The following is a 15,736-nucleotide window of genomic DNA, read 5'->3' on the forward strand; positions in this document are numbered from 1 at the left end:
TCCCGAAGCGCTGCAAGCGCCGACCTTACTCCTTCGCAGCCCCTGCCGCCTTGATGTCCAGCAGCCCGTAGCCGAAATCATTGTCGCGTCCCTTTGGGCCGAGATCCCTGGCCGTCGCCGCGAGCGCTTTCTCGATGTCGTCGGCCGAACGATCGGGCGCGGCATGGATGAGATTGGCGATGGCGCCGCTCACGATCGCCGCCGCGAACGAGGTGCCTGTGACCACGTCCGAGCCGGCGCCGCTCGGCGCCACCATCTCGACGCCAGGTGCCGAGATGAAGACATAGGCGCCGCGATTGGCCTGCGGCATCAGCCCGTCCCTGGCATCGGTGGCGGTGACCGCGATGACCCTGTCGAAGGCGGCCGGATAGCCATAGGGTGCTTTCGGCCCATTGTTGCCGGCGGCGGCGACCAGCACCATGCCGAGCGCGCGGGCATTGCGGCAGGCGACGCCGAGCAAATCGTTCTTCGGCCCGACGAAGCTCATATTGATGATGCGCACATCCTGTTCCGCCGCCCAGTCGAGCGCCGCCAGGATAACGTCCATGGTCGACTTGCCGCCCTCGAAGGCGCGAGCGTGATAGATTTTTGCCCCCGGCGCCATGCCCTCCAGCGCGCCGACGCCGGCGATCAGCCCGTCGATCGACGTGCCGTGATCGCGCTTTTCAATCGGCACGTCGGGCATGGCGTCGAACTGCCCGGCAATGACGCCCGACAGCGCCGGGTTGGTGTCGTCGATGCCGGTGTCGATCACCGCGATGCGAACGTTTTCGCCGCTGGCCTGTTTGGAATCGAGCACGATACGATCGAACGCATAGTTGACGATGCCGGCGGCCTGCTGCAGCGAATACACATGATTGGGCTCGCGCCGCTGTGTGCGGCCGTCGGCGGCCAGTTGCGCCAGCACGACGCCGACGGGCCGGCCGTCGGGAATGCCGAAGCGCACCAGCGTGGTGCCAAGCAGCCGCGACTGGCGCTGCGAGCGCACCTGCAGGCCGAAGGAGGCGGCGATCTGCTGCACGGCACCGGCATCGCCGTCGACGGTCACCAGCACCTCGTCGGGCACAAAATCGCCGACCACGGCGCGCCGCGGCTGAACGGCGATGAGATCGGTCGGCGAGACGATCGGGCCGCCAGGCGGGGGGCCGGCTTGACTGTCGGCTGGCGGAGTCGCGGGCGCCGGCCGTGGGGTCGGCAGCGGTGCTGGAGGTGCCGCCGGATTGGGGAAAAGGTCGACAATCAGCGCCGGCAGGAAGACGGCGCCGGATTGGCCTGCGTCCGATCCGCCCTTTGTGTCATTGCCGTTCTTGGCGCAGTCGGCTCCCGCCGCATTGGTCCCGTCGCGGCAGTCGACTTTTGTCTGGTCTGGATTGGGGTCGTTGGTCTGCGCCGACGCGGGCACGGCGACGATTGTCATCGCCGCCGCAAGGATTGCCGCAAATCGAATGACTGCCTCAGCCGCCATCAACCGGTTTCCTTCCCTCGATCACAGTTTCCGCGAAGGGCTGGGCGGCAATAAGGCCGATTTGCCTGGTGTAGTCGGCTGCGTTGGCAGCCGGGACGCCAAGCCGGAACACGCCGTCGGCGGTCGGTCCGCCGACGATCTTCAGCCCGTTGCTGCCGAGGAAGGCGGAAATGTCCGACATGTTGGCATCCGGCTTGAACTTAACCAGGGCGAACGGCATTTTCGCCGGATCGTTTTCCGCGCCGGCAATCTCGAAATCATTGCCTTTGCCGCCGGGTTCGACAAACGACTGCACCATGACCAGGGCTAGCAGAACCGCGGCTGCCGCCCAGGCGACACCGACCGGCACCGCCATGAAGCGGCCCCAGGCCTGCGCCAGCCAAGACGATCCTGCCGGCTTGCGCGCCGGCCCGGCCTCGGCGTCGAGTGCCTTTGCAAAGCGGCTGAACGCATCGGCCGGCGGCCGGATTGCTTCGTTGGCGGCCGTGGCGCCGGAGAATTCGGCTTCAGCCTCACCAAGGGCGGCAAGTGCGGCCGGGTCGCTGGCCAGCCATTCCTCGACCGCTTCCAGGTCGGAACCTTCCAGCGAGCCGTTCAGGTAGAACGGCAGCAGCGTTTCCATTTCGTCGCGGCGCGACATTTTTTCAGCGGCGCTCATGGCCACCCCCTTTCGTAACCGGCGGCCTTGAGGGCCTCGCCGAGTTTCTTGCGGGCGTAGAACATCCGGGTCTTGACGGTGGCGACCGGAATGTCGAGCACCTCGCCGATCTCGCTCACCGACTGTCCGTGATAATAGGCAAGATCGATGACGACGCGATGCTCTTCGGGCAAGGCATCCACGAAGCGCCGCAGGGCGGCGGCCTTGTCTTCCTTCATGGTGACGACTTCCGGCGTGTCGGCGCCGTCGGGCACCGCGGCGGCGGCCTCGTCGTCGATCCAGTCTTCCTTCTTCTTGCGCAGAAAGGACAGCGCCTTGAAACGGGCGATGCCGAGCAGCCATGTCGAGACTTCGGAGCGCCCTTCGAACCCCGGCGCCTGGCGCCACAGCTCGAGGAAGACTTCGTTGGCGATATCGTCGGCCATCATTTCCGATCCCGTCTGGCGCGCCACGAAGCGGTAGACCCGCGCGTGGTGACGCATGAACAGGAGCCGCACGGCGGCACGGTCGCCCTTCGCGACCCGGTCGACGAGAGTGCGATCGGTCTCCGTCGCTGCCGTCATGGCCGGTCGAGCCGCCTGGCTCCTGTCTGCTCTGTCGCTGATCGGTCCAAAAAGGTTCATCCTCCGCCAAGGAATTTTTAGGAGGCTAACCGAAGAGCGGGGCGGTTGCCAGAGCATCCCTTCTCCCCGTCACTATACGGGGAGAAGGTGCCGGCAGGCGGATGAGGGGCGGCGTCGGCGTGAGGTCTTATATTCGACGTTGGCGCTGCCCTCACCCATACCTCTCCCCGTAAAGGACGGGGAGAGGGGACGCCAACGCCGCATTCAGTTCACCCCAAAAACGGCTTCGCTTTCATCGTCGCGGGCACCGGAACACCCAGTCGGCTCAGCACTGTCGGCGCCAACTGCAGCTGGTCGAGCAGCGTGTCGGCCTGCGGCCCCATTCCAGGTCCGAAATAATACAGCGCGAAATCCTGCATTTCGTCGTCGTGGCCGCCATGATGGCCACGATCGGTCTGGCCGTGATCGGCGGTGACGATCACCTCATAGCCGGCTTCGATCCAGCGCGGCAGGAAGGCCGCCAGCATGCCGTCCATCGCATAGACGGCATGGTCCATCTCGTGGCAGTCGTGGCCGAAGCGGTGTCCCATCGAGTCCAGCGTGCAGGTGTGCAGGATGCCATAGTCGATGCCATGGCGTTTCGTCAGCATCGTCAGCGTGGCGAACAGGTCGACATCGCTCGGCGTCATCTGGTTGCGGAGATTGTAACCAGTCATGGTGTGGAAGCGGCCATGCGTGATCGGCCCGCTTGGCTCGTCGAATTCCATGTCCTCGACCAGGTCGAACGGATAGGCGCGGAAGAATTCCGACCAGTAGGAATGGGTCACCGCCCCCGTCTTGCCGCCTGCCTTGCTGACCTCGGAGAAGATATCGGGCTGCTCGACGCGGAACCGGTTCTCGTTGGAGAGAATCCCGTGCACCTGCGGTGAAACCCCGGTGTGGATCGACGCATAGCAGCAGGCCGAGGTCGACGGCAGCACCGAGCGCATTTTCCAGACGCGCGCCTCCCCCGATTGCACCCAACCTTCGAGATTGCCCATCAGCCGGCGCCAGTTCCGGTAAGGCACGCCATCGAGGATGATCAGCAGAAGCTTGGATTTGAGCGCCATGGGCTGCTCCATGCGGTTGGCGGTTGGAACGGGAACGCCGTGTGCCGTCCCGGGCACACGGCGTTCTTGATAGATGAAATCGGACGATCAGAGTCCGCTCAAGCGTTGAGCCAGCACTCGGCAAGCGCGTAGCCGTCCATCATTTCGCCGATAGGGCTCTTGGCATAGCCGCCGATCTTGTTGATGGCGGCCGCGTCGATGAACTGGTTGAAGAAGGGCACGATCAGCCCGCCTTCGTCACGCATCATCACCGCCATATCGTGGTAGATCGCCTGGCGCTTGGCCTGGTCGAGCTCGCCGCGCGCGGTAAACAGCATCTTGTCGAATTCCGGCCGCTTGAAGCGCGTGTCGTTCCAGTCGGCGGTCGAGACATAGCCGGTGGAATACATCTGGTCCTGCGTGGCGCGTCCGCCCCAGTAGGAGAGCGAGAAAGGCTGCTTGTTCCAGACCTCAGACCAGTAGCCGTCGCCGGGTTCGCGCTTGATCTCGATCTTGATGCCGGCCTTGGCGCAGGACTGCTGATAGAGCTGTGCGGCATCGACGGCGCCCGGGAAGGCGACGTCCGAGGTGCGCAGCACGATCGAGCCGCTGTGGCCTGATTTCTTGTAGGCTGCCGCCGCGTTGTCGGGATCGAACTTGCGCTGTTCGATGTCGGCGGAAAACAGCGGATAGGCCTCGTTGATCGGGAAGTCGTTACCTACCGAGCCATAGCCGCGCAGGATCTTTTCCAGCATCTCGTCGCGGTCCATGGCTAGCTTCAGCGCCATGCGCAGATCGTTGCTGTCGAAAGGTGCGGTGTCGCAGAACATGTTGAACGGATAGTAGCCCTTGCCCGAGACGTTCTCGATGGAAACGCCGGCGATGCGCTTGACCAGATCGACGACCTTGGGTTCGACGCGGTTGATCATGTGCACCTGGCCGCCCTGCAAGGCTGCAAGCCGTGCGGTCGCATCATTGATGACGATGATCTCGACCTGATCGGCATGGCCGGCCTTGTCGCGCAACCAGTAATTGGCGAAACGCTCGCCGCCATGGCGAACGCCTGGCTGGTTGACGCTAACCTTGTAGGGTCCGGCGCTGATACCGGCATTCGGATCGTCCTTGCCGCCATTCGGCTGGATGGTGAGATGATAGTCGGCCATCAGATAGGGGAAGTCGGCATCGGCGTCGCCGAGCGTGACGATGACCTCCTTGCCGCTCGCCTTGATCCCCTTGATGTTCTTGAGGATGCCGAGTGCTCCGGACTTGGACTTCTCATCCGCATGTCGCTCGATGGTGGCGGCAACATCCTCCGCGCCGACCGTCTTGCCATTGTGGAACTCGATGCCGTCGCGGATCTTGATTGTCCATGTCTTGGCGTCGGCCGAGGCGCCAATCTCCTCGGCAATCAGGTTGACCAGCTTGTTGTCCGGTGTGAGGCGCACGAGATACTCGCCCCAAAGCTTGCCGAAGCTGAAGGTAACCTGGCTGAGGTTCAACGCCGGATCGAGACTGTTGGTGGATTCACCGCCCTGCAGGCCGGCCTTGATGATACCGCCCTTCACCGCCGTCTGGGCAAATGCCTTGCCGGCCAGCGCCGGCATCAGGGCCGCCGATACGCCGAGCGCGGCGGCGCGCCCGAGAAAGGCGCGACGCGATATCCGGCCTTGACCGGCGAGTTCAGCGAGATAATCGAGTTCAGTCTTCATGTCCTACCCCTGTTTAAAAGTCGTGCGAGCGGCGCTTGTCCCGAAGGACGTGTGGCGTTCTAGTGTTGCATCCGGATGACGGTCGCCGGCGCCCCGATGTGGCGGCTTGATCTGACGCGATTTCCAGGGAAGCGCCCTGCATTTCTTCCGGGAGTACTGGTCTCCAGTTTTCCCGGAATTGCTTTAGTTCCCCGCGCTGGCCATGCGCCGTCCCTTGATTGCCTTTTCCAGCCAGCCGATTTCCATCTCTGGAACCGAGGAGAGCAGGAGGTCGGTATAGGCGTCGAAGGGCGGGCTCAGCACCTTGCTCTTGGGGCCATAGCGCACCACTTCGCCGCGATACATCACCGCGATCGAATCGGCGATAGACTTCACCGTCGCGAGGTCATGCGTGATGAACAGATAGGCGACGTTCTCTTCCTTCTGCAGCTCGAGCAGCAGCTCGAGAATGCCGTGTGCCACCAGCGGATCGAGTGCCGAGGTGACCTCGTCGCAGATAATCAACTTGGGCTTGGCGGCAAGTGACCGGGCGATGCAGACGCGTTGCTTCTGGCCGCCGGAAAGCTCGGCCGGGTAGCGATCGGAAAAGCCCTTGCCCATCTCGATCTTGTCGAGCAGTTCGGTAACGCGCCTGTCGCGCTCGCGGCCGCGCATGCCGAAATAGAATTCGAGCGGCCGGCCGATGATGGTGGCGACGGTCTGGCGCGGGTTCATCGCCACATCGGCCATCTGGTAGATCATCTGCAACTGGCGCAGATCCTCCTTCGGCCGGTCGGCCAGCCGGTTGGCCAGCGGACGTCCGTCGAAGGTCACTGTACCCGCTTCGGGTGGCAAAAGCCCGGTGATGGCGCGTGCCAGCGTCGATTTGCCGGAGCCGGACTCGCCGACCACGGCCAGTGTCTGGCCCGGATAGATGTCGACCGAGACGTTCTTCAGCACCTTGATGTCGCTGCGGCCATAGGCGGCGGTGACGTTCTTCACCGACAGGAACGGCGTCGTGCCGGGTTTCTGCTCCTGGTGTTCGATCTCATGCACCGAGACCAACGCATTGGTGTATTCCTGGCGCGGCTCCTTGATGATCTGCCTTGTGCCGCCCCATTCGACCAGCCTTCCATGGCGCAGCACCATGATTTCGTCTGAGACCTGGGCGACGACGGCAAGGTCGTGGGTGATGTAGAGCGCCGCCACATGGGTGTCGCGGATGGCGTCCTTGATCGCCGCCAGCACGTCGATCTGCGTCGTCACGTCGAGCGCCGTTGTCGGCTCGTCGAAGACGATCAGGTCCGGCTCGGAGCAGAGTGCCATCGCCGTCATCACACGCTGCAACTGGCCACCCGAAACCTGGTGCGGAAAGCGCTCGCCGATGGTTTCGGGGTTGGGCAGGCTGAGCTTCTTGAACAGCGCAACCGCGCGCTTCTCGGCCTCGGCGCGTGTCGCCGTACCGTGCAGCAGCGTGGCTTCCACCACCTGGTCCATGAGCCGGTGCGCCGGGTTGAAGGCGGCTGCCGCCGATTGCGCGACATAGCAGACCTCGCGGCCGCGTAATTTGCGGAAGCCGTCCTTGCCGCCCTTGAGGATGTCGCGGCCGTTCAGGATCACCTCGCCGCCGGTGATGCGCACGCCGCCGCGGCCATAGCCCATCGACGACAAGCCGATGGTCGACTTGCCGGCCCCGGACTCGCCGATCAGGCCGAGCACCTTGCCTTTTTCAAGCGTCAGCGAGACATCGTGCACCAGCACGATGTTCTTTGGCGGCTCGCCGGGCGGGAAGACGGTGGCTTCGATACGCAGATTGCGGATGTCGAGCAGCAGGCCTGATTTCGCTTTGGTGTCGGCCATCACCCGCGTCCTCCCTTGAGGCTGGTCGTCCGGTTGAGCACCCAGTCGGCAACCAGGTTGACGGAAATCGCCAGCAGGGCGATCGCCGCCGCCGGGATGAGTGCGGCCGCGATGCCGAAGACGATGCCGTCCTTGTTTTCCTTGACCATGCCGCCCCAGTCGGCGTCCGGTGGCTGCACGCCAAGGCCGAGGAACGACAGCGTCGACAGGAACAGCACGGCATAGATGAAGCGCAGGCCGAGTTCGGAAACCAGTGGCGACAATGCGTTGGGCAGGATTTCGCGGAAGATGATCCAACCGCTGCCCTCACCACGCAGTTTCGCCGCCTCGACATAGTCCATGACGTTGATGTCGACGGCGACCGCGCGCGACAGGCGATAGACGCGGGTCGAATCCAGAATGCCCATCACCAGGATCAGCGTCACCAGGTTGGTCGGTAGCACGGACAGCACGACGAGACCCATGATCAGCGTCGGGATAGACATCAAGAGATCGACGAGGCGCGACAGCAGCGTATCGAACCAGCCGCCGAAGACGGCCGCCGAGAAGCCGAGGATGGCGCCGAGCGAGAATGACAGCGCGGTGGCCAGCACCGCGATGAACAAAGTGATGCGGGCGCCGTAGATCATGCGCGAAAGCAGGTCGCGGCCGAGATTGTCGGTGCCTAGCAAATGAGCAGCCGACATCGGTTCCCAGACATCGCCGACGATTTCGCCATTGCCGTGCGGCGCGATCCAGGGGGCGAAGACCGCCGCCAGGACGAACAATGCCGTCAGCACGATGCCGATCAGAGCGGGGATGGGGATGCGTTTGATATCGAGCATATCCGCCCCCTATTTCGGGTGTCTGAGACGCGGATTGGCGACGATGGCCGCTATGTCCGCAATGATGTTCAGGCTGATATAGACGGCGGCGAAGATCAGGCCGACCGCCTGCACCACCGGCACGTCTCGCTTGGTGACGTGGTCGACCAGATACTGTCCCATGCCCGGGTAGACGAAGATCACCTCGACCACGACGACGCCGACGATGAGGTAAGCGAGGTTGAGCATGACGACGTTGATGATCGGCGCGATGGCGTTGGGGAAGGCGTGCTTGCGGATGACGTTGAAGGCCGACAGGCCCTTCAGTTCCGCTGTCTCGACATAGGCCGACTGCATGACATTGAGGATCGCCGCGCGTGTCATGCGCATCATGTGGGCGAGCACGACCAGCGTCAGCGCTGCCGCCGGCAGGGCGATCGCCTGCATGCGCTCGCCAAAAGGCATGCCGTCATAGACGGTCGAGATGCCCGGGAAGATTTGCCATTTCACGGCGAAGAAATAGACCAGCACATAGCCGATGAAGAACTCGGGAAAGGAGGTCGAGGCCAGCGCCAGCCCGGAGATCAGCTTGTCGACCCAGCCATTGCGGTAGCGCACCGCGATCAGGCCGAGAATGATCGCCAGCGGCACGGCGACGATCGCCGCCCAGAAGGCGAGGAACAGCGTGTTCCACAGCCGCCCCTTGATCGACGTGGCGATATCCTGCCCGCTCGACATGGCCGTGCCGAGATCGCCGGTCAGCACACCGCCGAGCCAGCGGAAATACCTGATATAGGCCGGATCGTTGAGGCCGAGCTGCTCGCGCAGATTGGCGAGCGACTCCGGTGTCGCCGATTGTCCGAGAATGGCTTGCGCGACGTCGCCGGGCAAGATCTGGGTGCCGGCGAAGATCAGGACCGAAACGGCCAACAAGAGGAGAATGCCCAGCGCAACGCGCTGGGCCACCAGTTTCAAGATGGGTGAGGACATATCCGCAAGGCCAAGCTCAGGCTTCGAGCCAGCACTTCGCCAGCGCGTAACCGTTCATCAGCTCCTGATGTGGATCGTCGACCCAGCCGTCGACCTTGGCGCCGGTAGCGTCGATGAACTGGTTGAACATCGGCAAGATCAGGCCACCTTCGTCGCGGACCAGGACAGCCATGTCATGGTACATCTGCTTGCGCTTGGTCTCGTCTAGCTCGGCGCGCGCGGCCAGCACCATTTTGTCGAAGTCCGGGCGCTTGAAACGCGTGTCGTTCCAGTCGGCGGTCGACAGATAAGCGGTGGAGTACATCTGGTCCTGGGTCGAGCGGCCACCCCAGTAGGAAGCGCAGAAGGGCTGCTTGTTCCAGACCTCGTTCCAATAGCCGTCACCGGGCTCACGCTTGAGCTCGATCTTGATGCCGGCCTTGGCAGCGCTCTGCTGGAAGAGCTGGGAAGCGTCGACGGCGCCCGGGAAAGCGACGTCCGAAGTCCGCAGCAGCACGGCGCCGTCATGGCCCGACTTCTTGAAGTGGAACTTGGCCTTGTCGGGATCGTACTTGCGCTGCTCGATATCAGTGAACAGCGGGTAGGAAGCGTTGATCGGGAAATCGTTGCCGATCGAACCGTAGCCACGCAGGATCTTGTCGAGCATTTCTTCGCGGTCGATGGCCAGCTTCAGGGCCATGCGCAGATCGTTGTTGTCGAAGGGGGCGGTGTTGCAATGCGCGATGAAGACATAGTGGCCAGGACCCGCATGGTTGCGGATGGTCACGCCAGGCAGGCGCTTGATCAGGTCGACGATCTTCGGCTCGACGCGGTTGATCATGTTGACCTGGCCGCCTTGCAGGGCGGCGGTGCGCGCCGTCGCATCGTTGATGACGATGATCTCGATCTGGTCGGCATGGCCCATCTTGTCGCCCTGCCAATAATTGGCGAAACGCTCGCCGCCATGGCGCACGCCGGGCTCATTGGTCGTGACCTTGTAAGGACCGGCCGAGATGCCTGCGTCGGCCTTGTCCTTGCCGCCATTCGGTTGGACGATCAGGTGATAGTCGCTGAGCAAATAGGGCAGATCGGCATTGGCTTCCTTCAGGGTCAGCACGACTTCCTTGCCGCTGGCCTTGATGGTCTCGATGCCCTTCATGTAGCCGAGCGCGCCGGATTTCGACTTCTCGTCGGAATGGCGCTCAAGTGTGGCGGCCACGTCCTCGGCGGTCACCGTCTTGCCGTTGTGGAATTCGACGCCGTCGCGGATCTTCAGCGTCCACACCTTGGCGTCGTCCGACGAGCCGATCTCCTCGGCGATGCGGTTCTCGAGCTTGCCTTCCGGCGAAAGCTCGACAATCAATTCGCCCCACATCTTGCCGAAGGCGAACGGCACCTGAGTCATGAACAGTGCCGGATCAAGGCTGTTGGTGGACTCGCCGCCGACAAGTCCGGCCTTCAGAGTGCCGCCTTTGACCGGACCTGCCGCGCGTGCCGCGCTTGAAAGCAGCGAGTTGGCGAAGGGCGCGGAGATACCGAGCGCCGCCGCCCGGCCGAGAAAATCACGACGGCTCAGTTTGCCCGACGCGACACGCCGGCTAAGAAATTCCAGTTCGTTCGACATTTTGAGTTCCTCACTCTGTTGGTTCGACTCTGCGGTCGTTTTACTTGTTTCTTGTGAGGAGAATAATGACCGCAAGGGAAAGCGGTAAGCAAGACCGAATGCGACATGCCGTGGCGTAAATCGTACGTCGCAATTGGACCAATGAACTCGGTGCTCAAAGAAGCGCGCGCGGCACCTTCTCCTTGAAATTACGCTCGAAGACGAGCGTTTCGTCCTCATAGGCCTCGATTCTGGCGCTGACGATGAAGTTTTGCGCGTCCGATCGCATTTCGGCTGTCGTTTCGGTGCGTACCGACCATCCGTTTCGCGACAGGGTCTGCGTCCAGTGCGTCTTCCCCGAGGCCGACAGCGGGTCGTCGGGATGGATCGTCCAGGTCTCGCGGGCGATGCTGCCATTGGCGAGGCCATGAGCGAGATCGCGCACCTCGCCGAAATCATCAACGATGGAAAGCGTCACGATTCCCGTCTTTTCGTCACGATCGATATGGCGCTCGGAATTGCTGGCGCGGATCGTCTCCGTTGCCCAGGGAGTGGCACCTTCCGGCTCGGCGAACGCCGCTTCATCGTCTGTCGCCAACGGCCGCAGCGGCAAGCGGAGCGTCGCCGCCGATAAGGTCAGCCGGACCGGCTCCGGCGACGGCCAGATGGCAGGCCAATAGGCGTTCGAAACGGCAACACGCAGGTGGTGGCCGGGCGGAACGCGATAGCCGCATTGATCGAGCACGACGCGTACTGAGATGGTTTCGCCCGGCACCAGGGCTTCCGGGAACTCGTGCGAGTTGCGATGCGTCAGGTTGAGCACGCCGTAGGAAATCAGCTCCGACGCGCCATCGGGATGCACGTCACAGAGTCGGATCGCGATGTTGGCCTGCGGACGGTCGGAGGACAGCCGCAATTCGACTTCCGCGGTGCCGACGATGTCGATGGCCTGACTGAGTTCCGTCTGGTCGAAACACACCGACAGCGCATCGTCGGGGCGCTGATCGCCTGGCAGTTCGGGGCCGAAGGTGAAGGGAAAATACTCGCCGCCAGCCAAGCCGCAGCTTTGCGGCGAGGCAACGATGGCGGGTTTTTCCGTTGCGGGGATCAGATCGACCGCCTGCGTCTTGATGGTTGGCGAGGGCCATTGCTGCTCGGCAATCCAGCGGCCGGGACGCTCGGGGTGCCAGCGCGCCGGACGCACGCTGTCCATGACATAGGCGCGGTAGGCCGGGTCGGACTCGACACCGGTTTCGACACTCTTGAGCCAGCGGTCCCACCAGCGCAAGGCCTCTTGCAGGAAGCCGATGGCGGGTTTTGGTCCTGCGTAATGCGGGTATTTATGGATCCATGGCCCGATAATGCCCTTGACCGGGGCTTCGATGTTGCTGGCCAGATGCGAGACGGTGTTGCGGTAGCCGTCATGCCAGCCGCCGATCGACAGAACCGCGGCTTTGACGGCGGAAAAATCCTCACAGATCGAGCCGCGCTTCCAGTAGGCATCACGGTGCTGGTGCTTCAGCCACAGCGGCGCCAGGAAGGATTGGTTCTCCAGCCGGGTCAGCCACAGATCGCGCCATCTGTTGTCGCCGGCCAGCAGCGGGTCCGGCGGCCGCGATGAGTAGGACAGCATGGTCGAGGCCCAGCCGAAGTTCTCGATCAGCAGGCAGCCGCCCTTGTAGTGAATGTCGTCGGCGTAGCGGTCGACGGTCGAGCACAAGCTGATCACCGCTTTGAGCGCCGGCGGCTGCTTGGCCGCCACCTGCAGGCAGTTGAAGCCGCCCCAGGAAATGCCCATCATGCCGACATTGCCGTTGCACCAGGGCTGGCTTGCCGCCCAGGCGATGATGTCGCAGGCGTCCTGCAATTCCTGCTCGGAATATTCGTCGTCCATCAGCCCTTCGGAATCGCCATTGCCGCGCATATCGACCCGGATCGAGGCGTAGCCGTGGCCGGCGAAATAGGGATGCGTCAGCTGATCGCGAAAGATGGTGCCGTCGCGCTTGCGGTAGGGCAGATGCTCCAGGATCGCCGGCACTGGATCGTCGCCGGCATCCTCCGGCATCCAGACCCGCGCCGACAGCCGGCAGCCATCCGGCATGACGATGCCCATATCCGGGAACTCGACGACCTTGCGGGGAAATTCGGTGACTGTTTTCATGGCCCGCATAACGCCCCGCGGCGCGACGACTTTCAATCACCATTCGCGACTGGAGCAGCGAAAAATGCGACCTGTGCCGCTACCGCAATTCATCCAGCAGTTCGGGATGTTTTTCCAGCAGCGTCATCAATTGAATGGTCGGGCCACTCGGCTCGATCAGGCCCCTTTCATACTTGTCGAAAGCATTCTCGCCGACCTTGAACAGGGATCCTGCCTCGCGCTGCGACAGATTGAGCTTTGTGCGCATGCGGCGGATGGTTGCCGGGGCCGGCACGCCATCGATCCTCTCCTTGAGGGCGCGTAGTGCGGCATCGACGGCAGCCATGTCGCCTCCGATATGCACACCCTCGTCACCGGATGCTGGATAGTAACCCGGAAGGTCGACAATTATGCTCTCGCCCTTGTACGCCACTGTGAATGGACGCACGTCACGCGTGAGCGTTTCCCCGGTTTCGGGGGAAATCATGGTCCGATTTTCTTCTCTTGTCGCCATGGTCATTTCTCCTTGAACGACATGACCGTGAACTCGGTCACGACATCCGCTTGGAATTTCACGTAGAGGATCAGGTCGCGCACGGGCACGTGATAGGCATCCTGCCAGACCCGGTGATCCGCAAAGGTCGTCATGGATTTCACGAACATTTTCCTCGTCATGCCGCCGATTACCTCGACGACGCCGGCACGGTCGAAGCCAAGGCCTGTGGCATCCAGCAGAGCGGACGTCGTGATCGCCAGCGTATCGACAGACCCGAACGTCGTCTTGATGGCATCAAGATCGTAGGTGGGCCTTCGTTTCTCCATGACGCAATATGCCACCATAAAGGTGGCAATTCAAGGGTGCCCCCCGGTAGGCCGAGAGCCCTAATTCAGCGGGATGTCGTTATCGTCCTTGTTCGCCTGATAGACGCCGGACAGATCATCGTAGCGCGCCGAAATCGCGCCGATGCGTATTTCCAGCCGTTGCCGCTCTACCTCGGGCAACGCTCGCACCAGCCTGCGGATAGAAAAGCTCTTCCAGTAGGCATTCTCGGCATTGTAGCCGCCGGGGTCGAGGGTGAAGACCTCTTTCAGGATCTTCAGATCGTGCGGGATGGCAAAACTGTCGCGCGAATCCTCGTGGCTGAACAGATAGTAGAAATTGTCGAAGCCAGTCCAGGTGATCGCCGACAGGCAGAGCGAGCAGGGCTCATGCGTGGCGATGAAGATCGCGTCTTTCGGATCGACGCGCTCCGCCTTCGGCATTTCGTAGAAACGTTTCAGGCAGTGCACCTCGCCATGCCAGAGCGGGTTTTCCCTCTCGTTGTTGGTTTCGGCCAGCACCAGCGAACGGTCGTCTTTGCGCAGGATCGCCGCGCCGAACAGCTTGTTGCCATGGACAACACCGTCGGCCGTCTTCGGCACGATGTCGTGCTCGATCACGTCGAGCAGGCGGTCGATCAAAGAAATGTCGGTCATTTCAGGCTCTCCTGCTGCATGTCGCCCAAAAGTGCCCCCGGTTTGGGGTAACGACATGCACAAAAAAATTAAGGGAGGTGGATCTCGTAGGCGTGCGAGAAATGGAATTCCTCGAGATTGGAGCCATCGCCGCCACGGTCGACGATCAGGAAATCCTGAGGCTCGCCGAGCGGCGTCAGCACGCCATGCCAGAGATTGCGCCGGTAATTGATGCCTTGGCCGGGTGCGGTGATGAAGGCATGCGGCTCATCAGGCCCTTGTTCGCCATCATGGCAGACGACGACCAGGAACGGGCGCGGCGACAGCGGGACAAAAGCCTGGCTGCCGAAGGGGTGGCGCTCGACCATGCTCAGCTTCAGCGGCAGTTCGTAAGGCGTGCCGCGCACCATCGAGATCAGCACGCGGGCATTCGGTCCGATCGCCTCGGCGGTCGCCAGATCGTGATAGCGTTCCGCGCGGCCGCCATTGATCGGGTAGTGGTTGTCGCCGCCCATATCGATGACGTCGCCGAACGGAGCAAAGCTCTCGCGGGTCAGTGGCCGCGCAATGATCCGCGTCACGGCGTCCGCCCGGGGACACCGGCGCCGCCGAGCTTGGCGTGCCGGTTCACGTCCTTGTAGAGCAGATAGCGGAATTTTCCCGGGCCGCCCGCGTAGCAGGCCTGCGGACAGAAGGCGCGCAGCCACATATAGTCGCCGGCCTCGACCTCGACCCAGTCCTGGTTGAGGCGATAGACCGCTTTGCCCTCCAGTACATAGAGCCCATGCTCCATGACATGGGTCTCGGCGAAGGGAATGACCGCGCCGGGTTCCAGCGTGACAATGGTCATGTGCATGTCGTGGCGCAAATCGGCCGGATCGACGAACCGCGTCGTCGCCCAGCGGCCTTCGGTGCCGGGCATAGGCGTTGGCGCGATCTCCTGCTCGTTGGTGAAGAAGGCTTCCGGCACATCGAGACCGTCAACCACCTCGTACGCCTTGCGAATCCAGTGGAAGCGCACGTCGGCCTTGCTTTCGTTGCGAACCGTCCAGCCGCTGGCCGGTGGCAGGAAGGCAAAGCCGCCGGGCCTTAAACTATGCTTCTTGCCGGCAAGCAGAACCGTCAGTTCGCCTTCGACCACGAACAGCGCGCCCTCGGCACCGGCATCGGGTTCCGGCCGGTCGCTGCCGCCGCCGGGCGCGACCTCGACAATGTATTGCGAGAACGTCTCGGCAAAACCCGACAGCGGTCGCGACAATATCCAGACGCGGGTCTCGTCCCAGAACGGCAAGGCACTGGTGACAATGTCCTGCATCACACCCCGGGGAATGACGGCATAGGCCTCGGTGAAGACGGCGCGGCCGGTCAGAAGCTCGCTCTGGCCGGAATGGCCGCCATGTGGTGCGTAATAGGTTCGCTCGGGCATCCTGATCGTATCCATGGG

At 62.8% G+C, this 15,736-nt stretch carries 15 protein-coding genes; all 15 read right to left on the bottom strand.

The features are described 5' to 3' along the window. Window positions 1–25: 25 nt before the first annotated feature. The 15 genes from NKI66_RS23250 to NKI66_RS23320 all read right to left on the bottom strand — a co-directional run bounded on the left by NKI66_RS23250 (window position 26) and on the right by NKI66_RS23320 (window position 15,733). Window positions 26–1,465, bottom strand: a complete 1,440-nt coding sequence (locus NKI66_RS23250; RefSeq protein WP_352753111.1) for a S8 family serine peptidase — start codon at window positions 1,463–1,465, stop codon at window positions 26–28. Further along, window positions 1,455–2,123: an anti-sigma factor gene (locus NKI66_RS23255; protein ID WP_352753113.1), complete on the bottom strand. Its 669-nt coding sequence runs from the start codon at window positions 2,121–2,123 to the stop codon at window positions 1,455–1,457. Before NKI66_RS23255 ends, NKI66_RS23250 begins: the two co-directional genes overlap by 11 nt. Beyond that, window positions 2,120–2,686 (bottom strand): sigma-70 family RNA polymerase sigma factor, encoded by a 567-nt coding sequence (locus NKI66_RS23260; RefSeq protein ID WP_352753115.1) that lies wholly within the window; start codon window positions 2,684–2,686, stop codon window positions 2,120–2,122. Before NKI66_RS23260 ends, NKI66_RS23255 begins: the two co-directional genes overlap by 4 nt. Before the next feature lie 269 nt (window positions 2,687–2,955). Next, a complete protein-coding gene (locus NKI66_RS23265) occupies window positions 2,956–3,795 on the bottom strand; it encodes an alkaline phosphatase family protein (protein ID WP_352736670.1) in 840 nt (279 codons plus the stop codon). A 98-nt stretch (window positions 3,796–3,893) separates the two neighbouring features. Then, the gene (locus NKI66_RS23270) at window positions 3,894–5,483 is read right to left on the bottom strand and encodes an ABC transporter substrate-binding protein (protein ID WP_352753117.1); all 1,590 of its coding nucleotides are present in this window, start codon (window positions 5,481–5,483) and stop codon (window positions 3,894–3,896) included. A gap of 183 nt (window positions 5,484–5,666) precedes the next feature. Further along, window positions 5,667–7,322: an ABC transporter ATP-binding protein gene (locus NKI66_RS23275; RefSeq protein WP_023813641.1), complete on the bottom strand. Its 1,656-nt coding sequence runs from the start codon at window positions 7,320–7,322 to the stop codon at window positions 5,667–5,669. Next, window positions 7,322–8,146: an ABC transporter permease gene (locus NKI66_RS23280; protein ID WP_023813640.1), complete on the bottom strand. Its 825-nt coding sequence runs from the start codon at window positions 8,144–8,146 to the stop codon at window positions 7,322–7,324. Before NKI66_RS23280 ends, NKI66_RS23275 begins: the two co-directional genes overlap by 1 nt. 9 nt (window positions 8,147–8,155) lie before the next feature. Further along, window positions 8,156–9,115 (bottom strand): ABC transporter permease, encoded by a 960-nt coding sequence (locus NKI66_RS23285; protein WP_127289704.1) that lies wholly within the window; start codon window positions 9,113–9,115, stop codon window positions 8,156–8,158. Between the two features lie 16 nt (window positions 9,116–9,131). After that, window positions 9,132–10,718 carry an ABC transporter substrate-binding protein gene (locus NKI66_RS23290; RefSeq protein ID WP_023813638.1) on the bottom strand — a complete coding sequence of 529 codons (1,587 nt, stop codon included), beginning with the start codon at window positions 10,716–10,718 and terminating at the stop codon, window positions 9,132–9,134. A gap of 154 nt (window positions 10,719–10,872) precedes the next feature. After that, window positions 10,873–12,858, bottom strand: coding sequence for a CocE/NonD family hydrolase (locus NKI66_RS23295; RefSeq protein WP_352753120.1), 1,986 nt, complete (start codon window positions 12,856–12,858; stop codon window positions 10,873–10,875). 79 nt (window positions 12,859–12,937) lie between these two features. Continuing rightward, the gene (locus NKI66_RS23300; RefSeq protein WP_050592750.1) at window positions 12,938–13,357 is read right to left on the bottom strand and encodes a type II toxin-antitoxin system MqsA family antitoxin; all 420 of its coding nucleotides are present in this window, start codon (window positions 13,355–13,357) and stop codon (window positions 12,938–12,940) included. Next, entirely contained in the window at window positions 13,354–13,659 is a 306-nt protein-coding gene (locus NKI66_RS23305; RefSeq protein ID WP_352753122.1) for a type II toxin-antitoxin system MqsR family toxin, read from the bottom strand. Before NKI66_RS23305 ends, NKI66_RS23300 begins: the two co-directional genes overlap by 4 nt. A 60-nt stretch (window positions 13,660–13,719) precedes the next feature. Beyond that, window positions 13,720–14,313 carry a nucleoside deaminase gene (locus NKI66_RS23310; RefSeq protein ID WP_352753124.1) on the bottom strand — a complete coding sequence of 198 codons (594 nt, stop codon included), beginning with the start codon at window positions 14,311–14,313 and terminating at the stop codon, window positions 13,720–13,722. Between the two features lie 68 nt (window positions 14,314–14,381). Further along, window positions 14,382–14,873 (bottom strand): ureidoglycolate lyase, encoded by a 492-nt coding sequence (locus NKI66_RS23315; protein WP_352753126.1) that lies wholly within the window; start codon window positions 14,871–14,873, stop codon window positions 14,382–14,384. Then, a complete protein-coding gene (locus tag NKI66_RS23320) occupies window positions 14,870–15,733 on the bottom strand; it encodes a bifunctional allantoicase/(S)-ureidoglycine aminohydrolase (protein ID WP_352753128.1) in 864 nt (287 codons plus the stop codon). The genes NKI66_RS23315 and NKI66_RS23320 overlap by 4 nt, the downstream gene beginning before the upstream one ends. Window positions 15,734–15,736 lie beyond the last annotated feature (3 nt).

The organism is Mesorhizobium sp. M0518, assembly GCF_040321125.1.
Taxonomy (GTDB): Bacteria; Pseudomonadota; Alphaproteobacteria; order Rhizobiales; family Rhizobiaceae; genus Mesorhizobium.